General features: G+C 68.4%; 17 protein-coding genes and 6 pseudogenes. 10 read left to right on the forward strand and 13 right to left on the reverse strand.

The window, feature by feature from the left end; translation table 11 throughout:
- The first annotated feature begins 83 nt into the window (after positions 1 to 83).
- Complete coding sequence (locus AOK23_RS01275) at positions 84 to 3,269, forward strand: glycosyl hydrolase family 95 catalytic domain-containing protein (RefSeq protein ID WP_055710889.1); 3,186 nt, start codon at positions 84 to 86, stop codon at positions 3,267 to 3,269.
- A gap of 424 nt (positions 3,270 to 3,693) precedes the next feature.
- Here AOK23_RS01275 and AOK23_RS44225 read toward each other — a convergent pair.
- A pseudogene (locus AOK23_RS44225) lies at positions 3,694 to 3,840 on the reverse strand (LUD domain-containing protein); the annotation flags it as partial.
- Positions 3,841 to 3,858: 18 nt separating this feature from the next.
- On the opposite strand from AOK23_RS44225, the gene AOK23_RS46460 reads away from it, so the two are divergent.
- The 3 genes from AOK23_RS46460 (at position 3,859) to AOK23_RS01290 (ending at position 5,507) form a co-directional block, all read left to right on the forward strand.
- Entirely contained in the window at positions 3,859 to 4,017 is a 159-nt protein-coding gene (locus tag AOK23_RS46460; RefSeq protein WP_206336094.1) for a GntR family transcriptional regulator, read from the forward strand.
- Between the two features lie 177 nt (positions 4,018 to 4,194).
- On the forward strand, positions 4,195 to 4,509 hold the full coding sequence (locus AOK23_RS47590) for a hypothetical protein (RefSeq protein ID WP_055710890.1): 315 nt from the start codon (positions 4,195 to 4,197) through the stop codon (positions 4,507 to 4,509).
- 29 nt (positions 4,510 to 4,538) lie between these two features.
- Entirely contained in the window at positions 4,539 to 5,507 is a 969-nt protein-coding gene (locus AOK23_RS01290; protein WP_157877908.1) for a protein-arginine deiminase family protein, read from the forward strand.
- A gap of 212 nt (positions 5,508 to 5,719) precedes the next feature.
- On the opposite strand, the gene AOK23_RS01295 is transcribed toward AOK23_RS01290, so the two are convergent.
- The 6 genes from AOK23_RS01295 to AOK23_RS01315 all read right to left on the reverse strand — a co-directional run bounded on the left by AOK23_RS01295 (position 5,720) and on the right by AOK23_RS01315 (position 11,255).
- On the reverse strand, positions 5,720 to 6,721 hold the full coding sequence (locus AOK23_RS01295) for an alpha/beta hydrolase (protein WP_055710921.1): 1,002 nt from the start codon (positions 6,719 to 6,721) through the stop codon (positions 5,720 to 5,722).
- Positions 6,722 to 6,723: 2 nt separating this feature from the next.
- Positions 6,724 to 6,891 carry an RCC1 domain-containing protein gene (locus AOK23_RS44230; protein ID WP_338056417.1) on the reverse strand — a complete coding sequence of 56 codons (168 nt, stop codon included), beginning with the start codon at positions 6,889 to 6,891 and terminating at the stop codon, positions 6,724 to 6,726.
- A gap of 19 nt (positions 6,892 to 6,910) precedes the next feature.
- Positions 6,911 to 7,801: a nuclear transport factor 2 family protein gene (locus AOK23_RS01300; RefSeq protein WP_055710892.1), complete on the reverse strand. Its 891-nt coding sequence runs from the start codon at positions 7,799 to 7,801 to the stop codon at positions 6,911 to 6,913.
- Positions 7,802 to 7,810: 9 nt separating this feature from the next.
- A complete protein-coding gene (locus AOK23_RS01305; protein WP_055710893.1) occupies positions 7,811 to 8,092 on the reverse strand; it encodes a protein-arginine deiminase family protein in 282 nt (93 codons plus the stop codon).
- A 289-nt stretch (positions 8,093 to 8,381) separates the two neighbouring features.
- On the reverse strand, positions 8,382 to 9,284 hold the full coding sequence (locus tag AOK23_RS01310; RefSeq protein ID WP_055710894.1) for a TIGR03619 family F420-dependent LLM class oxidoreductase: 903 nt from the start codon (positions 9,282 to 9,284) through the stop codon (positions 8,382 to 8,384).
- An 81-nt stretch (positions 9,285 to 9,365) separates the two neighbouring features.
- The gene (locus AOK23_RS01315) at positions 9,366 to 11,255 is read right to left on the reverse strand and encodes an amidohydrolase (protein ID WP_055710895.1); all 1,890 of its coding nucleotides are present in this window, start codon (positions 11,253 to 11,255) and stop codon (positions 9,366 to 9,368) included.
- 399 nt (positions 11,256 to 11,654) lie between these two features.
- Here AOK23_RS01315 and AOK23_RS01320 point away from each other — a divergent pair.
- A pseudogene (locus tag AOK23_RS01320) lies at positions 11,655 to 12,002 on the forward strand (RICIN domain-containing protein); the annotation flags it as partial.
- A 21-nt stretch (positions 12,003 to 12,023) separates the two neighbouring features.
- Here the strand turns inward: AOK23_RS01320 and AOK23_RS44240 are convergent.
- Positions 12,024 to 12,793, reverse strand: a pseudogene (locus tag AOK23_RS44240) (transposase family protein).
- Positions 12,794 to 12,894: 101 nt separating this feature from the next.
- On the opposite strand from AOK23_RS44240, the pseudogene AOK23_RS44245 reads away from it, so the two are divergent.
- Positions 12,895 to 13,143 (forward strand): annotated as a pseudogene (locus tag AOK23_RS44245) (transposase); the annotation flags it as partial.
- 39 nt (positions 13,144 to 13,182) lie between these two features.
- Here AOK23_RS44245 and AOK23_RS48320 read toward each other — a convergent pair.
- From AOK23_RS48320 to AOK23_RS01340, 3 genes are all read right to left on the reverse strand, one after another.
- Positions 13,183 to 13,356 carry a hypothetical protein gene (locus AOK23_RS48320; RefSeq protein WP_169800263.1) on the reverse strand — a complete coding sequence of 58 codons (174 nt, stop codon included), beginning with the start codon at positions 13,354 to 13,356 and terminating at the stop codon, positions 13,183 to 13,185.
- A 299-nt stretch (positions 13,357 to 13,655) separates the two neighbouring features.
- The gene (locus tag AOK23_RS01335) at positions 13,656 to 14,201 is read right to left on the reverse strand and encodes a hypothetical protein (RefSeq protein WP_055710899.1); all 546 of its coding nucleotides are present in this window, start codon (positions 14,199 to 14,201) and stop codon (positions 13,656 to 13,658) included.
- Complete coding sequence (locus tag AOK23_RS01340) at positions 14,198 to 14,515, reverse strand: PadR family transcriptional regulator (RefSeq protein ID WP_063791276.1); 318 nt, start codon at positions 14,513 to 14,515, stop codon at positions 14,198 to 14,200. The genes AOK23_RS01335 and AOK23_RS01340 overlap by 4 nt, the downstream gene beginning before the upstream one ends.
- 436 nt (positions 14,516 to 14,951) lie before the next feature.
- Between AOK23_RS01340 and AOK23_RS01345 the strand changes: the two genes are divergently transcribed.
- Positions 14,952 to 15,446 (forward strand): hypothetical protein, encoded by a 495-nt coding sequence (locus AOK23_RS01345; protein ID WP_055710922.1) that lies wholly within the window; start codon positions 14,952 to 14,954, stop codon positions 15,444 to 15,446.
- Here the strand turns inward: AOK23_RS01345 and AOK23_RS01350 are convergent.
- Positions 15,379 to 16,194, reverse strand: coding sequence for an IS5 family transposase (locus tag AOK23_RS01350; protein ID WP_107102698.1), 816 nt, complete (start codon positions 16,192 to 16,194; stop codon positions 15,379 to 15,381). The two genes, AOK23_RS01345 and AOK23_RS01350, sit on opposite strands and share 68 nt — an antisense overlap.
- Before the next feature lie 300 nt (positions 16,195 to 16,494).
- Here AOK23_RS01350 and AOK23_RS01355 point away from each other — a divergent pair.
- Positions 16,495 to 17,390: pseudogene (locus AOK23_RS01355) on the forward strand (IS982 family transposase).
- A gap of 84 nt (positions 17,391 to 17,474) precedes the next feature.
- Here the strand turns inward: AOK23_RS01355 and AOK23_RS49215 are convergent.
- Positions 17,475 to 17,600, reverse strand: a pseudogene (locus tag AOK23_RS49215) (GNAT family N-acetyltransferase); the annotation flags it as partial.
- 142 nt (positions 17,601 to 17,742) lie between these two features.
- On the opposite strand from AOK23_RS49215, the gene AOK23_RS01360 reads away from it, so the two are divergent.
- Both AOK23_RS01360 and AOK23_RS51320 read left to right on the forward strand, forming a co-directional pair.
- The gene (locus tag AOK23_RS01360; protein ID WP_055710924.1) at positions 17,743 to 21,558 is read left to right on the forward strand and encodes an nSTAND1 domain-containing NTPase; all 3,816 of its coding nucleotides are present in this window, start codon (positions 17,743 to 17,745) and stop codon (positions 21,556 to 21,558) included.
- A gap of 766 nt (positions 21,559 to 22,324) precedes the next feature.
- The gene (locus tag AOK23_RS51320) at positions 22,325 to 22,996 is read left to right on the forward strand and encodes a helix-turn-helix transcriptional regulator (protein WP_055710901.1); all 672 of its coding nucleotides are present in this window, start codon (positions 22,325 to 22,327) and stop codon (positions 22,994 to 22,996) included.
- Positions 22,997 to 23,001 lie beyond the last annotated feature (5 nt).

The raw sequence follows: 23,001 nt of genomic DNA on the forward strand, positions 1-23,001 counted from the left end.
TGGATGTCGCTGCCCTCGGCGGATGTCGATGTGGCTGCCCTTCTCCCCTCAAAGAACCGACCTGATGGTCAGGAGAACTAGCCGTGACCCATGAGCCGCTACCGCAGCGCAGAAGCATCCTGAAGTTCGGCGGCGCCCTCGCCCTCGCCCCGGTGATCGCTCCCCTGGCCGGCGGAACCTTCGCCGGCCAGGCTGTCGCCGCCGAGGCCGCCGCCGCAGCGGCCATCACGTGGCCGACCCTGTCGCGCAAGGCGCTGAAGTACCCCGTCCCCGCCACCGACTGGCAGTCGCAGGCGCTGCCGATCGGCAACGGCCGACTCGGAGCCATGCTCTTCGCCGACCCCGACGAAGAGCGCATTCAGTTCAACGAGTTGAGCATGTGGGGCGGTGCCAACAACTACGACAACGCCCTCGCGGGCAAGTCGGACAGCGCCTTCGACACCAGCGTGACCGGCTTCGGCTCCTACCGGAACTTCGGTGACGTCACCGTCACGTTCACTCCCCGCCCGAAGGTCACGGCGCCGGGTGGCCCGTACCGCACCTCCTCGACGGAGGGCCTCGACAAGTCCTACGACGGCAGCTCGGCCACCAAGTGGTGCATCGAGGGGCCGCCCGCGAAGGTGCAGTGGCAGATCGACCTGCCCAAGCCCATCGCTGTCGCGTCCTACCGTCTGACGAGTGCCAACGACCGGCCGGAGCGCGACCCTCAGGAGTGGACGCTCTACGGTTCCGTGGACGGCACCACGTGGGCGAAGCTCGACAGCCGCACGCTGACGGCACCCTTCGAGAGCCGCTTCCAGACGAAGGAGTTCACCTTCACCAACAGCACCGTCTACCGCTTCTACCGGTTCGACTTCGTCCCCAAGGCGGGAGTCACCCACTGGCAGGTGAGCGAGATCGCGCTGGCGGGCGACCCCGCCGGGGCAGGCTCGATGTACCTGTGGTCGCCGAGCGGGCACTCCGAGGGATCCAGCACCGCGGCCACGGACATCTCGCGTTCGGTGGACGGCGACGCGGCCACCGTCTGGCGGGTCGACGCCGCCCCGCCGACCGTCGTCTGGCAGACCAACCTGCCGCGCGCGTCCGCCGTCACCTCGTACACGCTGACCGCCGCGGCCGACCGCCCGCTGGACGACCCCCGTCGCTGGACGCTCGAAGGGTCGCAGGACGGGCAGGCATGGGTGACCCTCGACACCCAGAGCCCCGGCGCGCCGTTCGCCGGCCGCGGCGAAAGGAGGACCTTCCGCATCACCAACACCACGGCCTACCGCGCCTACCGGCTCACGTTCACCCCCGGCGATTCGTCCACGAGCTTCCAGATCGCGGACATCGTCCTGGAGGGCAGCGGATTCACCACGCGCACGTTGCGCACGTTCACCGACTACCAGCGCGCGCTGGAGTTCGGCGACGGTGTCCACGTGACCCGCCACGGCGCGCCGGGCAACCGCGTCCTGCGGGAGGCCTTCGCGAGCCGGGCCGCCGACGTCATGGTCTTCCGCTACACGACGGAGAGCGCCGACGGCCTGTCCGGAACGATCTCCCTCAAATCCGCGCAGGGGGCCACGACGACCGTCGACGCCACCAACCGGCGGATCACGTTCCGCGGGACCATGGCCAACGCCCTCAAGCACGCCTGCACCGTCCAGATCGCGCACACCGACGGCACCTTCAGCGCCGACGGGTCGGTGCTCCGGTTCAGCAAGTGCACCACCCTGACCCTGCTGCTGGACGCCCGCACCAACTACAAGCTCGACGCCGCCGCCGGCTGGCGCGGAGCCGATCCGGAACCGGCCATCGCCACCGCGCTCACCAATGCGGCCACCAAGACCTACGATGCCCTGCGCACCGAGCACACCGCTCAGGTCCGCGACCTGATGAACCGTGTCTCGGTCACCTGGGGCACCTCCGACGACGCGGTTCTCGCCCTTCCGACCAGCGTCAGGCTGGCCCGGTACGGGGCCGGCGGCAAGGACCCGAGCCTCGAGCAGACCATGTTCGACTACGGCCGGTACCTGCTGATCAGTTCCTCGCGCCCCGGCGGCCTGCCCGCCAACCTCCAGGGCGTGTGGAACGACAGCAACTCACCGGCCTGGGCGTCCGACTACCACACCAACATCAACATCCAGATGAACTACTGGGGAGCCGAGACGACGAACCTGCCGGAGTGCCACGAGGCGCTCATCGGGTTCATCCGGCAGGTGGCGGTGCCCAGCCGCGTGGCGACCCGCAACGCCTTCGGCAGCGGCGTGCGTGGCTGGACCGCCCGCACCAGCCAGAGCATCTTCGGCGGCAACGGGTGGGAGTGGAACACCGTCGCGAGCGCCTGGTACGCGCAACACCTCTACGAGCACTGGGCGTTCACGCAGGACCTGGACTACCTGCGCACCGTGGCCTACCCGATGATCAAGGAGATCTGCGAGTTCTGGGAGGACCGCCTCAAGGTCCGCGCGGACGGCCTCCTCGTCTCGCCCAACGGCTGGTCGCCCGAGCACGGGCCGCGCGAGGACGGCGTCATGTACGACCAGCAGATCATCTGGGACCTGTTCCAGAACTACCTCGACTGCCAGGCGGTGCTCGGGGTCGACACCGCCTACCGGACCAAGGTCGCCGACATGCAGGCGCGGCTCGCGCCGAACAAGATCGGCAGCTGGGGTCAGCTGCAGGAGTGGCAGGAGGACATCGACAGCCCCACCGACATCCACCGCCACACCTCACACCTCTTCGCGGTCTACCCGGGGCGCCAGATCACCCCCAGGACACCCGCCTTCGCGGCAGCCGCCCTCGTCTCGCTCAAGGCACGGTGCGGTGAGAAGACCGGCGTCCCCTTCACGGCGGCCACGGTGTCGGGCGACAGCCGCCGCTCGTGGACCTGGCCCTGGCGGGCAGCCCTCTTCGCCCGCCTCGGCGACGGACAGCGCGCCCAGACCATGCTGCGCGGACTGCTGAGCTACAACACGCTGTCCAACCTGTTCTGCAACCACCCGCCCTTCCAGATGGACGGCAACTTCGGCATCTCGGGCGCCGTGACGGAGATGCTCCTGCAGAGCCACGACGGCGTCATCCACCTGCTGCCCGCCCTCCCGGACGAGTGGAAGACAACGGGTTCCTTCACCGGGCTCCGCGCCCGCGGCGGTTACCAGGTCGACTGCGAGTGGCGGGACGGGAAGGTCACGACCTACAAGATCGTGGCCGACCGGGCACGCGGCACGGGGAGCGTCACCGTGCGGGTGAACGGCGCCGACACGAAGATCACGCCGGCCGTGCCCTGACGGCGACAACTGCTCACAGTCACATCGGTCAGGGCGGCGGGGGCTGCCCCCTGGCACGGGGGACGTGGCCGCCAGTTGCTCGGCGGGCTGAGGGCCGTGCTCACCGAAGGTGTGGACGACCCACTCCCACTGCTTGTCCTGCGGACGTTCGCCGTCCTGAGTCTGGAGGTGGGTGAGACAGCCGAGCCAGGCTTCGCCGACGATCGCGGGTGCGTCACGGTGCTTCGCGATGCCGGTCACGCTCTCGCTCGGGTCCTGGTGGGCGGCCAGTCGGCAAGAAGGCCGGCAGAGTGGTGGCCGCGTACAGCAGCGGTAGCCGAAGTGGGCGACATCCCCCATGGTGCAGCCTGTGGCGACCTCGTGGCGCTCCCCGCGCAGCGCCTCCCCCAGCCGCCATGGAGCGGCGGACATGACCTCAGGCCAACTACGTGGCCGCGACGACGATGATGTCCAGCGTCCGCGGGCCGTGCACACCCTCGACCCGGTCGAGCTCGATGTCACTGGTTGCCGAGGGACCGGACACCAGCGTCAGGGGCCGGTACGGATCGAGTCGGCTCAGCGTCTCGGACACGTCGGGGGCGATCTGGCCGTGGACAACGCGCACCGGGACCACCAGCAGATCCTCGGCGCGCTGCGGGCACGCGACGCCCTGCCGGCCGCCTCGGCCGCGACGGTGCACATCACCGCCGTCGAGCAGTGGCTGGCGACCAGCCTGACCGATGCCCCTGAGGAACCTCTCACCGGCTGACCGCCCTGACCGCCCCGCTCCCGCCACCGCCCGATCCCCCCTCCCACGCCGCTCTGGCGGCGGGCCACCAACTCCCCCAAGCCGCAGCCGGTACCCGCTCGGCGTGATCCACGACGGGCGCCGCCCTTGCGGACCGGGGCCCGCATCCCCGATTCCTCACCCCCTGAAGGAGCATCAATGCCGCTGTTCCGCTCCAGAGCCGCCGGCCTGTCCGGTGTGCTCGGCACACTGGCGGAGCTCATATGCGCCGCGCTCTCCACGGCCGGACCGGCGTACGCCGCCACGCCGACCGTGCTGTACGCCTCTCCCTCCGGCTCCGGCAACACCTGCTCGCTGAGCGCGCCGTGCAGTCTGGACGGCGCCAAGAGCAAGGTGGCGGGCCTGGCCCCCGGCATGGCCGCCGGCATCGACGTCTATCTGCGCGGCGGTACCTACCGCCTGTCCCAGGCGTTCGCCCTGGGTCCGTCCGACTCCGGCCGCAACGGCTTCTAGGTGGTCTACGCCGGCTACCCGGGTTCAGCATGCCCGGCCCTGGCGGCAAGCCGCGTGTGCTGCGGATGATGATCCGCTCGGCGCAGATGGACCGCGACGCCGGCAAGCAGGTCTTCGAGATGCGCGGGCCCGGCGTCGGCGCCGTACAGATCAACAAGGGGCTGTACGACGGCCAGATCAACTCCACGGGCAACCTGGAGACCATCCCGCCGTACACCCACAACGGCACGTCCTACCCGGCGGGCCGCATCATCACCGGTCGGCACGGCTCCCGGCTGCCCGCGCACACCGGCTTCCTCAAGGCCCAGCAGGCCCAGGACCCGCTGGTGCTCGACGCCAGCTGGCTCGGCGTCGGTCATGTGGACGAGTTCGTGCAGTTCCTGCCCGCCGACACCCCGCGCGGATGGAAGATCAGCATCGCCGACCCGGAGGGCGCGCTCGCCCTGCTGCGCAAGGCACAGCGCGACGGACACGGCCACACGAAGGTGTTCTCCATCCCCCGCTCCTACGCCTGGGGCCGCATCCCCACGATCGACCAGGCCCTGTCCGACCGGCAGTTGCTCAAGGACAACGCGTGCGCGACCCGGAAGCTCAAGGAGAACCTGGCACTGCTGAAGCGCGAGACCGGCGTCACGGACGCCGAGATCGTGAAGATCCCGGCCATGTTCGAGAGCGGCTTCGGCTTCGGTGGCATCCCCGGGACGCGCTCCGCGCCGTCCGCGCGGGCGCAGAACCGGCCGGTCATCGCGTATTACCCCGGTGCCGTCAACGGCGTCGTACTGACCCCGAAGACCTACCTGGCCCCCAAGCAGTGGGGCCCGGTCGTCGACGACAAGGACATCCTCGCCGCCGCGGTGACCAAGGCATACGCCAAGACCGGCATGCGGGTGCGCTACCTGGACGACTGGCGCACCCACCACGTGTCCGCCGGCGAGGTGCACTGCGGCACCAACACGATCCGCGCTGCGGACACGGCGTGGTGGAGCTCCACTCAGTAGGACCGGACTCCTGAGGCGCGGTCGCTCTGCACGCCTCAGCGCGATGTCACACCTCAGGGACGCGGGAGGGTCCTGACCTGGCTCGCTGCCGTTGATGCCCTCCCTCGCCCGGGAGGACGACTCGCCGTCCTTCAACCCGAGGTTGGCCGGACCTGAGCACCTCAAGGGAACGCGCTCGCCCGACGCGGGGGCCGCCGGGCCGACGGCGGTGGTCAGTTGTCATGCCCGTTCCTGTCGGCGTTGACAGGCACGGGCTGCATACCGAGATCCCTGCGAAGCGCTCGGAACCGGACCGTCCACATGTGGCGTGCCGCTTCCGCGTCGGGCGCGTAGTGCTCCGCAGCGTGATAGACGCCGGGGTAGACGTGCAGCTCTGTGGTGACACCCGCGGCGAGGAGCCGCTGCGCCAGGGCGATGTCCTCGTCCCGGAAGACATCGGCGGTTCCCACGTCGATGAACGTCGGCGGCAACCCGGCCAGGTCCTCCGCGTGCAGCGGAGCGGCATATCCGTCAGGCTCCTGCCCGGCGAGGAACCACTCCCAGGCCTCGACGTTGGTCCTTCGGTCCCACGCCCCAGTCTCCGTGATCTCGTGAGCCGAGGGCGTGGTGTTGCGGTGGTCGACCATCGGGTAGAGGGCCATGACATAGGAGAGCGCAGGTCCTGCAAGGTCACGCGCCTTGAGAGCAGTGGCAAGGGCCAGATTGCCACCCGCGCTTCCCCCGAAGATCGCCAACCGTCCTGGGTAGAAGTCCAGGGACGCCGCGTTGTCGCTCATCCAGCGGAGGGCGGCGTAGCAGTCGTCGACCTGTGCCGGGTGCGGATGTTCAGGCGCCTTGCGGTAGCCAGAGGAGACGACGAGTACCCCGAGCTCCTCGCAGATCTTTACGGCCGTTGCGTGCTCGTAGTCGAGGTCACCGAGGTACATCCCGCCGCCGTGGATGAAGAACACGGCGGGCGAGGCCGACTGGAGCCGTCTGGGCCGGTAGATGCGTACAGGCACGTCTGCGCACCCCGTCGGACCAGGCGCCCGTACGTCCTCGGTGGAGCACGTCTGGGCCGCCTTGACCGCCTCGACCATCTCTGCCGCATGGTTGGCATCGATGCGCCGACGTTCCGCCAGGTCCTCGACGGCATACACCCCACCGGGGAAGTTCTCGAGGAGTTCTTCCAACGGTGCCCGTAGCTCAGGATCGAGGCTGTCGAGCTGACTCATCTTCACAGCGGCCTCTCTGCCAGTTGGAGGGCGTGGTGACAGCCCGCGGCGATGGAGACGATGTTCTCCAGGCCCTGCACCTGCCGGAGTACGGAGCTGGTGGCGCGGCTGCCGTTTCCGAGCTGGCCGAAGACGCCGCGGCCCCCGGCGTAGACGCCGTTCTCCAGCAGGGCGAGGCCAACTAGAGGGCTACTGCCCGTCGGCTACGACGTCCCAGTGCTCGATGATCTTCCCGTCGACCACGCGGAAGAGGTCCACGACGACGTAGTCGGAGCTGTAGACCCACACCAGGTCCCCGTCGGCGAGGGTGTTGCCGAACCGGGTCCCGCCGCCTCCGCTGCTGCTGGGAGAGGGGGCGTCCTGCGTGTTCTGCTGGAAGAACCGCTTCAGCGGCGCCGTTCCGTTCGGGGCGATCGGGTTGTGCTGGTAGTACCGAGAATCCCAGCTCGTGTCGATCACGGACGCGTCACCGTCGGAGAGCTTGCGGTACGCGTCGACCGCGAACTTCCGGTTCTTCTCCTCCTGCTTCTCGGACAGGGTCGGTGCCCCGTCCGGGTACCGGTACACGTCGCTGAACAGCGAGTTCCCGCTGGCCGTCTTCTTGGGCACGGTCTGCGTGATGCCCCAGTGCTCGACCAGCTTGCCGTTGTCGACCCGGAAGAGGTCGGCCTTGGCCTGGCCGGTCGCCTCGTTCTTCGGGGTGGCCGAGGCGTGCCAGTGCACGGCCACCAGGTCACCGTCGGCGGCAACGTGCTTGACGGTCGCCACCGCACCGGGGATCTTCGCCTTGACGTCCTTGAACTGCTTGATCTGCCCGTCGGCCCCGCCGGGCACCGCCTTGTCGTGCTGCACGTAGTCGGCGCCGACGAGTTCCTTCACCACGCCGGTCTTGTCCTTGTTGAACGCCTCCGAGTACAGGCGCAGGACGAGCTCCTTGTTCCGCTCCTCGGAGTCCGACGCCGAGCGGGCGGCGGCGGACGTCGTCGACGGGGCGGCCGGGTCGGTGCCGGACGTGCTGCTGCAGGCGGTCGCGAAGCAGGCCACCGCAGCGAGCCAGGGCAGAGTCTTCCGGTATCTCACTTGAATCTCCTATGTATGGTCGGTTCGGTGCTGGTGGGGGGAGTTCCACCAGCGGGTGCCGGCGGCGTGGATGGTGTGGGCGCCGCAGCGCACCTCGCCGCCGGAGACGTGGTGGGTACGACAGTCGTCCAGGTAGCGCACGCACCTGCCGGCCTTGGTGTACGCCCGGGTCACCGTCTCGGCGAGGATGTCCTTTGTCGCCGATGACCCTGCGCGCAGTTCGGCGGTCGCGGTCAGTGCGCAAAGGATCTCCAACGCTGCGTCGGGGCGGATCCCCGAGGTGCCGGACACCCGCTGCCACCCGCGTCATGCGGCTTACAGCGTGACCTTCTCGATGGTCACGTCGCCCACACCCAAGGTCATGCCGCATCCGTTACGCGCGTACAGCGATCCCGGACGAGATCACGGCTGCGCGGCGGCCGACCCGGCCCCGCGGTCATTCCCAGCGGTCGGCCCCGACACTGGGTAACCAGAGCCCGCCGGCCCCGTGTGGCGACCCGTGTTCCCGCGACACGCGGTGTGCGAATGGCTGAGCACACGGGTCGGCGGGGCGCTCTCGCCCGGTCGGAATGGCCGGCGGTCAGCCCTTGCCTGCCAGTTCGATCAGCTCGGCGGCGAAGGCGATGGCTCCGTCGACGCTGTGGACGGCGTACATGGAGTCGATCATGAAGTGATCGATGCTGGTGCGCTCATGGACCGCCTTGAGAGCATCCGCGACCTGCTGTGAGGTGGTGTCCGGGTCGATGTTGACCCGCAGGACCGCGTCGATCGCGGACGGATCCCGGCCGGCCTCTTGGGCCAGCCGGTCGATGACCGCCCGCTGGGCTACCAGACCGTCGATGTCCAGGTAACTCGGCACGACGCACAACGGCAGCCAGCCGTCCCCGCGTTCGGCGACCCGCCGCAGTGCCCGCTCTGACAGTGCGCCCAGGTAGAACGGCGGTCGTGGGCGCCGTGCCGGCTTGAGCGGAGAGTGGTGCAAGGGCACCGAGATCGACTTACCCTGGTATGCGGCCGGGTCGGTGGTCCAGATGGCTTCCAGAGCGTCGAGCAGTTCGTTCATCCGGGCTCCACGGCGGGTGAAGTCCCCGCCCGTGGCTTCGTATTCCTCGGGCGACCAGCCGATGCCGAATCCAGGCAGCAGACGACCACCGCTTATCAGGTCGATGCTGGTCAGCGACCTGGCCAGTTGCACTGGCGGATACAGGGGGGCGATGAGTACGTGAGCTCCGAGGAGCACGCGCTCGGTGGCACTCGCGGCGATACCCAGGAGCACGAAGGGGTCGGCGGCCGGGTTCAGTTCGGCCGGGATGGTGTTGCCTTGCCCGCCATAACCGACCTTCGGGTTGACAGCGGCGAGGTTGCGGTCGCCAACCCACAGACTGGCAGCCCCTGCATTCTCGACCTTCCGGGCGAACTCGGCGGTCCGGGCGATGCCCAAGGCCTGCTTGTGGAACTGCGGGAGCGCGAAACCGATCTTCATGGTTGTTCTTTCTCAGGTGGAGGGAGGTGACTTCGCCAGAGCAAGGATGTGCGCCATCCGGGGTGTGTCGGTCTGTGCGGGTCAGTGCCCTTGGCAGCAGGACTTACCCGATGTCCGGCCGGTGCTCTGGGCGCCGATGCGCTGCGCCGTTTCGGCTCGGGCCCGTCCCGTCTGGGAGTCCGCGTCGTGGACCACCCGTCCGGAGATCAGGGTGTACTGGACCTTGGTGGCGCGGATGTCCTTCACGGGCACCTTGGTGATGTCCCGGTCGAGGACGATCAGATCCGCCCGCTTGCCCGGACAGACGGTTCCCGAGTCCCCGTCGTGCAGCTGGTGCGCCGCGCCCGCGGTGTGCATGACCAGCGACTGGGTGCGGGTCAGTCCTTCGCGGGCGTTGAGAGGCGGCTGGTTCCCCTCTGGGTTGCTGCGGTCGATCCCGGTGGCGATCTGGATGAAGGGAAACAGAGGGTCGACCGCCCAGTCCGAGCCACCGGCCAGCAAGGCCCCCGCCTTGGCCAGGCTCCGGGCCGGGTACAGGCGCGCGTATCGCTCGGGCCCGATGTAGGGCTTCACGTCGTCGTTGAACGAGGAGGGCCGTGCCCACTGCAGCTGCATGCTGGCCACCACTTGGGCGCGGGCGAAGCGCCGGTAGTCGTCGGGGTGCACCAGTTGGAGGTGGGTGATGGTGTGCCGCCGGCTTCGGCGACCGGGGCGGGCGACGGCCTCGTAGGCGTTCAGGGCCGTGCGGACGGCGCGGTCGCCGATGGCGTGGGCGTGCATCTGCCAGCCGTCCGCGTCCAGAGCACGGACAAGGGCCCGGTAGTCGCGGTCGCTGACATGGAGGGGACCGCGGTTGTCGGTCGGCCTGCCCTGGGCGTCCATGTACGGGTCCAGCAGGGCGGCGGTCTGCGCCGGGAACTCCATCACCCCGTCGAGGAGCACCTTGGCCGTGGTCAGCCGCAGCCGGTCCGGTCCGGCGAACCGCTTGCGCACGCCGCGCAGGAACTCGGCCGCCTCCTGGGGCTTCGTGGCGAGTTCCGCGTCGATCAGCAGCGCGGGAGTGATCCGCTGCGGCAGCACGCCCTTGGCCATGAGCTCGGCGTAGGTATTGACGAACTCCTCGCCGCAGGCGGCGTCGAGGAAGGACGTGATGCCCGCGGCCAGGAGCGCGCCGGCCATCTTCTTCTGGGCGGCGAGGATCAGGTCCGGACTGGCCGGCGGGATCACCCGGGCGACGAGCCCTTGGGCTTCGTCCACCAACAGACCGGTCGGCTCCCCGTCGGAGCCGCGGACGATCTTTCCGCCCGCCGGGTCGGAGGTGGTGCGGTCCACTCCCGCGAGGGCGAGCGCCCGGCTGTTGACAAGGCTGTTGTGGAAGTCGGAACCCTGCAGATAGATCGGGCGTCTGGTGTTCAGCGAGTCGAGCAGCGACTTGTCCGCCACCGTGCCCGCGGGCAGCAGGCCGACGGGGTTCCAGTCGGTCACCTGCAGCCAGCCGTCCGGTTCCCGCGACGCCGTGGCGTCCAGCATCTCCTGGATCCTCGCGCGGAACTGCTCAACCGTCATGCTCGCATTGCCCAGTGACGGGTTCAGGGACTGCGCGGCCGCCCCGAGCGGGTGGATGTGCCCGTCCTGGATGCCCGGCATGACCGTACCGCCGTCGGCGTCGATGACGACGGTACGCGGACCGATGCGACGGCGTATGTCCGCGTTGCTGCCGACCGCGAGAACCTTTCCGTCGGTGCCGACGGCCACCGCCTGCGCTCGCGCGCCGCCGTTGGTTCCGGTGAACACCTGCCCGTTCAGCACCACGGTGGCCACCCGCGCCGGGGCCCGGCCGGTCGCCGCCCGGGCTGCCGTACCGGCACCGGCCACCGCGAGGGCGCCCACCCCGGCCGCGGCCAGGAACGTCCGCCGCTGCAGCGGGCCGTCCGCGGGTGCCGCGGAGGTGCCGTCGAGAACATCTGACATCTGGTAACTCCTCACCCGGGAGCCGTCGTTCCGGTCACTGTCGCTGGGTACGCTGAGTGATTAAGGTGTTAACCACAAGCCTCATGGGGCTGCTGGGGTGGGGTACACACATGACGAGTTCGCGTGTCTGGCGGCGTCCCACTCGGCGCCGTGGCGGCACGGGCGGGGGTGTCCACGGCTGCGGTGTCGAACGCGCTCAACGGCACCGGACGGCTGTCCGAGACGACCAGGCCAGCGCGTGCTCGCCGCCGCACGCGAATTCGGTTACGCCCCGGCCAGCACGGCCCGCGCCCTGGCCTGCGGCGGCACCGGAGTGCTCGGCCTGACCACGACGACATACGTCGACCTTCCCTTCCCGTACATGAGAATCCCCCATTACGCACAGCTGACGCCGTCTACTCGGACGGCACCACCTACCGGCTGGTCGCCCGGCACAGCGGCAAGGTCGCCGACGTGGAAGGCGGCGGCACCGCGAACAACACCAACGTGCTGCAGTGGCCGTGGCTCAACAAGGCGAACCAGAAGTGGACCTTCACCCACACCGGCGACGGCTACTACAAGATCAAGGGTGTGGCCAGCGGCAAGCTCCTGGAGGTCGCGGGTCTCTCCCGCGCCGACGGCGGCAACGTGGCCATCTGGGCGGACGCCAACGCCCCCCAGCAGCACTGGGCCGTCACACCCACCGGTGACGGCCACTACTTCCTCATCAACCGCTACAGCGGACTCTGCCTCGCCGTCGACGAGGGAGTAATTGAGCCTTTTCCAACCTCACGCTGATGCGTGGTGAAGTGCGTGGTGAAGGACGAGGACGGCCTTCACCACGTCGGTGATTCGGTTGGTGCTGCAGCGGAGCTTCCGCAGGAGGCGCCAGCCCTTGATGGTGGCCATGGCCCGCTCGCCGAGGCAGCGGATCTTGGCGTGGGTGGTGTTGTGGCGACGCTTCCATCGCTTGAGGCGGCGGCCCCGAAACGGAACCCGGACGGATCCGCCGGCGCCTTGATACGCCTTGTCCGCCCAGCATTTGAGCCCCGCATCGGCGAGGGCTTCCATGATCCCGTGCTGCCGCGCGGCGGTCAGGTCGTGAGAGTCGAGCCGGGCAGAGCCGGCGAGGCCCAGAGCAGTCGTCCGAAGGGATCGGTGAGGACCTGGACGTTCATGCCATGGCGTTTATGTTTCCCGGAGTAGTACGGGGCGTCGGCGGCGATGCGGTCGATCGGCAGCAAGGTGCCGTCGAGGATGACGAACGCCTTCGCCCGGATAGTCGTCATCGCCTCGTCCAGGGACGGCGCGAGGGCGGCCAGGGCCTCGACGGCTTCACGTATGTAGCGGTACGTGGTCGCGATCCCGATGCCGAACCCGGCGGCGAGCTGGGCGTAAGTGTCACCGCACCGCAGGTGGGCCAGGGCGAGCAGGGCCTGACGTCCGGCAGGAAGGCGCCGCCACCGCGTTCCGATCTCCTGCCGCCGGGCTGTCAGTTGCCCGGTCAGGAACCGCAAGGTGCGGCTGGACAGATCAATCGAGGACGGGTAGACAAGCACGCGAAGCTCCTGGCGGATACGGGTGATCTTGGTCGAGAACCCGTCTACCAGAAGCTTCGTCGTTGTGCAGGACAGTCCAACTCACGGTCAGCGCCGCCAGCTTGAAAAGGGCTCACGGTGTCCTATGTTGGATTGTTCCGGACGGGCTGTGGGAGATCGCGAAGCCGCTGATCCCACCGTCGAAGGTACGGCCGCAGGGCGACGGAACGCAGGACACGCCTGATGAGACGCTGTTCGCGGCGATCATCTACGTCCTGGTCAGAGGCTGCTCCTGGCGTTACCTGCCACCCTGCTTTGGGATATCGAAGTCCACCGCCCATCGCCGGTTCCCGATCTGGTCGAGAGCCGGGAGGGGGCTCCCCCGTGCCCCAACCACACACGACGCCCGGTCATCGGGAGGTGATCGCGGTGATCATGGTGCCCATAAGCGTCAGTCCGGCCAGGCCGACGCCGATCGGCACAGCCCAGGTCGGGTGGCGGTGTACGAGGTAGACGAGACCGCCGAACAGCATCAGGCCGACCAGCACGAGGAGCAAGCCGACCAGCAGGACAAGCGTAGACATGAAGAGGTCCCCCTTGGGGAGTTCGGACGCCCCCAGGGGGAGTCAGGAGTCTGATGCGAGAGTTCCTGAGGAGGTCACAGGCCGTCGGGGGCCGGGTTTCCGGCACCGGCTCGACGGCCCGCAGACCCCGGCCGGTCACGAAGCGGGGCGTTGACACGGATCGACCGCTTGTCCTTCAGACGTGCGCCTTCACTCACCTCTCTACATATGTAGACCAGAAGGCGAACTGACATCCCAAGCAGCCCGCACGCCGGGAGACGATGCCCTTACCAAACCAGCCATGGCATCCAGAAACCCCATCAATGTCCCATGTCTCCTTCGCGCCGAAGCACCTTCCGCAGCTGCTCCAAGATGGCAACGGTGCTGCCTCCGCCGAGGATGATTCCCAGGACGCCGAGGACGACTCCGGCGACGCCGACGCGACCGACGCCAGCGCCGACCAGGTTGACGACGCCGCCGACGAAGCAGACGACACCGAGGACGCCAAGGACGACGGAGGCGACACCGAGGACGCGGCCGCCAACGCGGCCCTGCCTAAAGGCGTCGGTGAGGACCTGATCCAAAGAGACAAGACCACGCTTGAAGGAGCGGTGCAGGGCCGCACGCTGCGCCATCGCAGCGGAAGCGCTGCGGGTGGCCCGCACGTGCGGCAGCAGGTGCAACGCGAATTTCAGGACCACGGCCGCCCGCCAACGAATGTCCGGATCACCGGCAATCGCTTCTATCTCCCAGCACCACTCCGCCTCCCGGTCAGCCCGCTCTTCTTCCGGCAGCATCCGACACGCCGTGCGGATCACACCCTCCGCGCAGCGCAGAGCCAGCCCCGGCTTCTCGCCGTCGCTCACGAGGCACCCCCAGGAGCCGGACGGGCACGGCCGACTCCGCCCGATGAGCGGTCGAACGAGAGCTGGGCCAGCTTCAGATGCACGACACGAGCACCCTCCGCGGTGAGCTTGTAGTAGCGGCGGGGCCGCTGCCCTTCCTCGGGTGTCTCCCACTCCGATTCCACCAGCCCCGCATCCTTCAACCGGGCCAGGATCGGATACAGGGTGCCACTCGCCAGCTTCGCCGCCTTCATCAGCTCATACCCGTACCGCGCGGCTCCCGGGTCCTCCCGGAACGCCTGCAGCACCCGCTCCGTCTGAGGCGTCAACGTCACATCCACACTCTGACTCTACATATGTCGCCAACGCGAGGCAACATATGTAGAGGCCTCACGCCGCGCTGCGCGAGCTGGTGGCTGGCAAAGAGGGCCGGGCGGAAGTCCTGCCCGGGTTCACCGTCCACGCCATGGACATCGGGAAGTGGCTGGCCAACCAGCGCACCCCGGCGGTCTGGCAGGCCCTGACGGACGGGCAGCGCGAACATCGTTCCGCTGGCCCCGCCTCCAGAGTTGGAGACGCGCGAAGCTCACCACCGACAAACTCGCCGCGCTGGCCGCCCTAGACGAGTAGTTCCGAATGGGGGGTTCTCAGAGGTCGTTCTCTTTCCGAATCTCGTGTGCGGATTCCGCTGGTCAGGCATGGGATCGCAGGTGTTGCGGAAGTCTCGGCTCGTTGCTGGCCGAGATGTTGTGGGGGTGGTGGATGCCGTCGATGCGGGCCGTTCTGGAGACCCGGCGGAAGGCCGCCGTGGTGAGGGTGAAGGAGCTCGAAGCCGAACTGGAGCGGGTGCGGACGGACTTGGCGGACGCGGAAGAGGTCCTCAGGCGCCGGGTGATCGGTCTCGAGCAGTATCTGGAGGCACTGGCCGAGGAGGAGACGCCCGCGGAGGTGACCGTGGTGTCGCGCAGGAGGCCGGTCGGGCCGCGACGGGCGGTGCCGCATCGGGAGAACGCGGCCGGGGCCGAGGACCTGTCGGTGGACTACCAGGCGGTGATGGCCGCGGCGGCGGACGCGGGAGCCGATGGGCTCGGTGCCCGGCGGGCAGCGGTGGTGCTCGGCTGGGACAGCGCGTCCGCTTCCCGCGTCGAGGGAGCGAGAGCACGCCTGAAGAGGCTGGTGGAGGTGAAGCCGGGACGGTTCACGCTGCCGGCGTCGGAGCAGCCCCAGGACGCTGACGCTGTCGGACGGCCAGGCGGCGGTTCATGAGTGCGATCATCGACCACCGGATGACGGCTTCGCTGGTGTCGGTGCGTCGTTCGTAGTCCCGGACCAGGCGTCGGCTGTGCAGGAGCCAGGCGAAGGATCTTTCCACGACCCAGCGGCGGGGCAGGACCTGAAAACCCTGGACGTCTTGGTGGCGCAGGACGACGTCGAGGACGAGTCCGAGGTGCTGGGCAGCCCAGTCCTGGAGGTGGCCGCGGTAACCGCCGTCCGCCCAGATCGTCGAAAGCCGTCGCGAACGGCTCCTCGCCGTGGGCAGCAGGATGCGGGCAGCATCCCGGTCGGTGGTGGACGCCGGCGTGACAGCCACGTCCAGCAGGAGTCCCAGGGTGTCGGTGAGCAGGTGCCGCTTGCGCCCGTTGATCTTCTTCCCGGCGTCGAATCCCCTTGAGCCGCAGGCCACGGTGGCATCCGCCTTCACCGACTGGGAATCGATGACCGCCGCACTCGGCTCCGGTGCACGGCCCTCTGCCCGGCGGACCGCCTGGTGCAGGCGTTCATGCAGTTCGCTCACCAGCCCCGTATCCCGCCAGCGGGCGAAGAAGGCATACACCCGAGACCAGGGCGGGAAGTCCGCGGGCATCGCCCGCCACTTGATGCCGTTGTCGACGACGTAACGCACTGCGTCGATCATCTGCCGGTGGCAGTAGCCCTCAGGACGGCCGCCCCGGCCCGCCAGCCAAACCGGAACCGGCAGCAGATCCCGCACCAGGAACCACTCGGCATCGCTCATGTCCGAGCCGTATCGAGGCCGGCGATCCGGCCGGTCGGCCGCGTTCCCGAACCTGTGGGCGAGACAGTCACACCCACGAGTGGACGGACTGGACCCGGCAACGCCGACCACGCGGCACTTCGACACCAGGGCCTCTTGCTTCTCGCTGGACTCGACAACCGCGAGCTACCAAGAGGCCCTTCTTCCATGCCCGCCGACCAGCCAACTCACCCGAACCAGCATGCTGTTCGAACCCCACCGACCACGCGAGCGGATAGCGAACAGCCAGTCAGACGGAGGGAGGGTGTCCAACATCGGGTTGTGACGACCGATTTAGACACCCTCTTGACGGCACTGTACGTGCATGTCGATGACCGTTTGAAGACCCCGCGCTGGCGTGGGCGTCCGCCCCGGCTGACCGACGCCGAGCTGGTGACCTGGCCGTGGCCCAGGCCGTGCCGGGCTGTCACTGCGAGGCCCGCTGGCTGCGCTTCGCCCACGCCCACCTGCGCGGCCTGTTCCCGTATCTGCCCCAGCGGCCCGCCTACAACAAGCGCCTGCGGGCCGCTCTGCCGCCGGTCAAACGGGCCATCCGGTCGCCGGCAGCGGACACCGACCTATGGCTGGACGATGTCTGGATCGTGGACTCCACTCCCGTGGAGTGCGCCCGCTCCCGCGAGACCGTCAAACGCTCCGACCTGGCCGGCTGGGCCAACTACGGATACTGCCGATCCCACTCCCGCTTCTACTGGGGCCTGAAGCTGCACCTGGTGTGCACCCCGGCCGGCCTGCCCGTCACCTGGGCACTGGCCGACCCCAAGATCGACGAACGGCAGGTCCTGGCCGCACTGATCGACGACGAACCGCATCTGGCAGCTGCCCGGCCGGGGCTGCTGATCCTGGCGGACAAGGGCTACATCGCCGCCGAACTCGACCGCTTCCTCGGCGCTCGCGGCGTCAGCCTGCTACGACCGTCCTACCGCAACCGCGGCACCCCACAGCCTGCGGAATCCCTGCTCAAGACGGGCCGGCAACTGATCGAGTCGGTCAACGACACCCTCAAAGGCCAGCTCGACCTGGAACAACACGGCGGCCGCACCATCGAGGGCGTCGGTGTCCGGGTGGCCCAGCGGATCCTGGCGATGACCTGCGCGATCTGGCACAACCGCGCCATCGGAGCACCTATCACCCGCTCACTGATCGCCTACGACCACTGAGCCGCATCGGAACTACTCGTCTAGCCCTCGCCCACGGGACGATTAGGGTGATATCGGCCCGCTCGCTCCAAACGCCAGTGTCCTTCATGCGGGCTGTCGTCTTCCGGCAATGAAGTCTGCGAGGTGAACGTAGCCGATGCGCTGGTAGAGGGTGTTGCTGGTGGGGTTGGCCAGGGCCGTGAACAGAACGACGTCTGTCGCGCCTGCCGCCGTTCGGTGGATAGTCGCCGTCTGCCTGATCACCTACCGCCACGTCCAGAGGCTTTGTCAAGGCCGATAAAAGGCCCCCTGGGGTCGCAGGCCACCCACGGGTAACGTGTTGCCTGAGTCGATGAGCGGGCAGGACGGGAACATGGGGCGTCGCGAAGGGTCGCTGGATCCTGCTGAGGGGCCGGTAGCGCGGTTCGCGTACGAGTTACGGAAACTCCGTCGGGAGGCTGGCGGTATCACCTATCGAGCGATGGCTGGCAAGGCGCACTACTCAGCCGCGACACTGGCACAGGCCGCAGCTGGGGACCGGTTACCATCACTCGCGGTAGCCTTGGCGTACGTCGGCGCGTGTGGCGGAGACCGCGAGGAGTGGGAACGGCGCTGGCACGCGGCCGGGGAAGAAGCTTCCGAACTGACCCGCGGCGCCGACGCCGACGGTGAGCCGCCCTATCGGGGCCTGGCCCGCTTCGGCGTCGGTGACCACGAGCGCTTCTTCGGCCGGGACCGCCTTGTGGATCAGCTCGTGGAGCTGGTCGGCCGCAGACACCTCGTGGTCGTCACCGGACCTTCCGGCAGCGGCAAGTCCTCGCTGCTTCGCGCCGGGTTGATCGCCCGGTTGCAGAACAGCACGTCCCGGCGGGAACGCCCCACTTCCATCCGTGTCCTGACGCCCGGACCGTATCCAGCGCGTACTCATGCGGCAATCCTCGATCCCGAGTCGGCGCCCGCCGGCACGGTGATCGTGGTTGATCAGTTGGAGGAGGTCTTCACCCTTTGCACGGACAGAACTGAACGCGAACGCTTCCTCAACCTCCTGTGTGCAGTCCGGCCCAGTCACGGTATTCGCGTCGTCGTGGCCGTCCGCGCCGACTTCTACGGCCATGTAGCCCAGCACCGTCACCTCGCCGAAGCGGCCCAAGGCGCCACGTTGCTGGTGCCCCCCATGAGCCCCGAGGAGTTGCGAGAGACGATCGTCAAGCCGGCCGCGCTGGGCGGGCTCGTCGTGGAGCGTGGCCTGACCGCCCGTATCATTGCCGAAGTTGCCGACGAACCCGGCGGACTGCCGCTGATGTCCCACGCCCTGCTGGAGACTTGGCGGCGACGCAAGGGCCGAGTCCTGACCGAGGCTGCCTACGAGGCTGTCGGTGGTATTTCAGGGGCCATCGCCCGCACTGCGGACGACGTCTACACACGGCTGACGACCGAGCAGGCACAGGCTGCTCGCCGAATTCTGCTGCGCCTGATCTCTCCCGGGCAAGGAAACCAAGACACCCGTCGGCCTGCCGACCGCAGTGAAGTCACTGTGCTCGGTCCCGGTACCCCGTCCGACGCCGACCTCGTTCTCGAGCGCCTCGCCCAGGCCCGTCTGATCACGCTCGACCGGGACACCGTCCATCTCTCTCATGAGGCTGTCCTGGCCGCCTGGCCACGGTTGCGCGCATGGATCGATGAGGACCGCGACCGCCTGCGCACCCAGCGCCACCTCACCGAGGCAGCAGCTACCTGGCACGCGCTGCGACAGGATTCCGGCTCCCTCTACCGAGGACTGCGGCTGTCCGTCGCCGAAGAGCACTGGGCTGGCCCAGACCGGCGTGGGGGTCTCACTCCGTCGGAGCGGCAGTTCCTCACCGCCAGCCTCACTGCGCGGGAGCGCAGCCGTCGCAGGCGACTGGCCCGCATCGCCGCTGTATCGATCCTCCTTGTGCTGAGCCTCATCGCCGCTCTCGTCGCCTGGCAACAGAATCAAGCTGGCGAACGCCGCCGCACGGAGGTCGATGCCCGCCGCGTCGCCAGCGTCTCCGGCAGCCTGCGCCTGTCCGATCCGCCGACCGCCATGCGTCTGAGCCTTGCCGCCTGGGAGACCGCAGATCTCCCCGAGACCCGTTCCGCTTTGCTGGCTGGCGCCGTCCAGAGGGAACAGGACATCTTCACCGACCCTGACGGGCGCACCGAGACCATGCGTCGGCTGAGCGCTGACGGAAACTCGCTGCTCAGCATCAGCGCCGACCGCACGACCCGTTGGGACATCTCCGCCCACCGGAGCACCGATGTATGGCCGGGCCTGGGCCATGCCTGGGAGAACGTGGGCTTCCCACGGGCGGCCACCCGATGGGTCCCGGTCTTTGAGGACACAAAGGTCGCATCGCTCGACCTGGCCACGGGACGCCGGACCGTGTTGACGGACGCCGACGGGGGCACCGAGATGGGCCCGAGCGGTCGCACCCTGATCGTCTATGACCGACGGGGCGCGCACCGTCGTCTCCAGGTCTGGGAGCCCCAAGCGCGCCGTAAGATTCTGCAGATCGAGCTGCAGGACCCGGCGCGCACCGTCGATCCGAGCAGCCTGGCCTGGCCTCACCTCATGGCCGTGCTCAGAGCGTTACAGCAAGATCGCCGTGTGCTCGTCTCGGAAGACGCGTCCTTCCCCGACGCGACGCTCAGCCCGGACGACCGTTACCTCGCTCTGTGTGTACCCGGAGAGCAGGTACAGCTGTGGGACGTCTCCAGGGCACGCCGAATGGCCGCGCCCTGGCTGCCGCGTGTCTCCGCACGGCAATGCGCCCAAGAGCAGGTCAAATTCAGCAGCGACGCCAGTCTGCTCTCTATCGTCGATGTCACAGGCATCCGTACTTGGAGGACCATCACCGGGGACGAGGTTGGGTCTGTCGAGCACTCCGGACTGAAGATCACGGAACTGAGCGACGACGGTGCCTTCGTAGCGGCCTCGGACGGCACTGAGATCTTCGTGTGGAGGTTGGCGGCGCCGCTCTTTCCTGTGTTCCGGCACCGGGTGTCGGGCGAGACCATCAAGGACCTGAGGATCGACACCCGCACGGGAATCCTCCGCTACCTCGGCGGTCCGGGCGACTCCTGGGGGCCCACGGTGCACACCCTCACTCTTGGCAGGTCCGTTACGAACCAGTGGGTTGCAACGCCTTCCTTGAAGAGCATCTTCAGCCCGGACGGCGCGACACTGGCCACGGCGATGTGGGACAGCGGCGGCAAGCGCATCCGCTTCCGCCTCTTCGACGGACGTTCGGGCATGGCCCTGCCCGAACCTCCTGCTGTGAAGTGCCCAATGCCGGCCGGGGACCCTCTGTCGACCTGTACGGTGCTCATGGACTTCGATTCCACCGGGACCGTGCTGGCTTACGGTGTGGGGCCTACCTCACCCACCACCGCGCCTCCACGTATCGCCCTTTACGACGTGCCCCGGCGCCGTACCGAGACAGAACTGAACGTCGTCGGGGCCGGCCCCGACGCGCCAGCGTACCTGGCCTTCGGACCTGGAGATCGTTCCCTGATCCTGGCCGGCATACCCGGTGTCGGCACATACAGCCGGATTTGGGATCTGCGGCGCCGTACCACCACGCACACGGTCCCCGGCGCCGGAGGCGACACAACGCTGCACCCCGACGGCGACCTGGCTCTCACCACTCAGGGCGACGCCTACCGCCTTCCCTCGGGCACCCGGCTGCCGGCCAGGCGAACATCCGGCACGACGAGCACGCTGGCCTTCAGCCCGAATGGTGAGTACCTGGCCGCCGGTGACAAATCCGGCCGCGTGGTTCTCTGGGAGGGGCACCTCACCCAACGCCTCGGTGTCCTCGCCCCTGACACCACGAACGGCCAGTACGTATCCGCCCTCGCCTATTCCCCCGACAGCCGGGTCCTCGCCGTCGCCGGCGACGAAGGGGCCCTGCAGCTGTGGGACACCGCCTCACGTCAGAGGATCGGGTCCCCCCTTCCCACCCCGGGCGACACCGTCCACGCCCTTGCCTTCAGTCCCGATGGCCGCAGGCTGTACGCGGCAGGCGACCACACACCGCTGCAGACCTACGACATCTCCCCGACCGGTGCCGCGCGAACCATCTGCCGGCGAGCCACCGACGGCCTCTCACCCGACGAATGGAAGCGGCAACTCCCCGGCGTTCCTTACCGACGGACATGTCCCTGAGCTCACCGGCTCGAACGACCGGGTGCGTACAGCAAGGGGTGTTGCGAACAGGATGACGGCGAAGACGTCTCCTGGCTGGTGCACGGTGATCAGCGCTGATCCCCTCGCTGTGCTCCAGAGAACGGACGCGGGCACCGCATCCACAACACTGCTGCCGCGTCGCCCCAGTTGTTCAATTGTCCAGGCCGCTCTGCGGGCTCTTTTGGACAATCCGAGCGGCTCGAAGTCTGGTCCGTGACAACAACGCAGCAGGGCCTCGCACCGCAAGCAACCGGCAGCTGCGACGGACCACGGACACGTGAGGAACGCCGTGCCGACACCCGAACTCACGCCCCACGACATCCATCGAACCAGACGTCCCAAGAAACCACGGCTGCTGCACCCCCCTGCGCCTGCCTTCGTCACAGCCACCCTCGCTGCGACGTTCTCCCCCGCAGCGAACCGGCATCAGGCCCCGCGCCCCGCACCCGGACCGGTCCTGGAGAGGGATCCGCAGCCTTCTGCCAAGGGGGCTGGCTCTGTCCGTACCCCGGCTGCGAGGACAGCAGCTCCATGTAGTCGGCCTACGCCTGCGGCGTGATCTAGGACGTGGGCAGGGAGTGGGACGGCGACAAGACCCGCTCCCCCAACAACCAGACCGCAGGGTTACCGCAGCCTTCGGTAACCGGGGCGGCGCCAGCTGGCAGACCATCGGCCACGCCCGCGCCAAGGAAGCCAAACGGGATGCGCCGCGAACCCTCCGGCCACACTTTCAGGGGGAACTTCCATGTACTACTACTGTCGCCTGACGTCGCGACTCCGGGTCGCGTCCACGAAGCATCCGGTGTCGGGGTTCCTGGTCGTACGGACTGAATTCGCGGCCGGGTTCATATCGCAGCAGATCGCGTCACTGCTGGGTGCCACGAGCTCGCTGGTGGTGCAGCACAGCACGACCCACTCACTGGACGACAGCCACTCGCAACTGTACGCCCCCGTCGTCGTGGTGACGGACAGTACGACAACCGCCCGACGGTTTACCTCCATGGCAGTACTGGTCGCAGCCGAGGCTGTGACGACTGCAGAACTCAGTGCCCTTGGCCAAGCCGATGTCGGTGGCATCGTCCTACGTCCCGCTCTCGATGGGGAACTGGTCACCGCGATCGTCAGCGTCGGCGCCGGGAGGCGCTGGGTCAGCCCGGCCGTGGGAGCCCAGCTGCTGCGCCGACTGCCGCCGTCCTTGCGTGAACTGCCCGCCTCGCTCACAGCACGCGAGCGCCAGGTCCTGGACCACATCGCCAATGGTCGGTCCAACTCGGAGATCGCCGAGAACCTGACCATCACTGTACGCACGGTCAAGCACCATGTGACGAACCTGCTGATGAAGCTCGGCGCCCGAGATCGCGCGCATGCTGTGGCCATGGCACAGCGCTCCGGTGACTGGCAGCCGGACGACGGCTGAGGCGC

This window comes from Streptomyces torulosus, from assembly GCF_001419765.1.
GTDB classification, from domain to species: Bacteria; Actinomycetota; Actinomycetes; order Streptomycetales; family Streptomycetaceae; genus Streptomyces; species Streptomyces torulosus.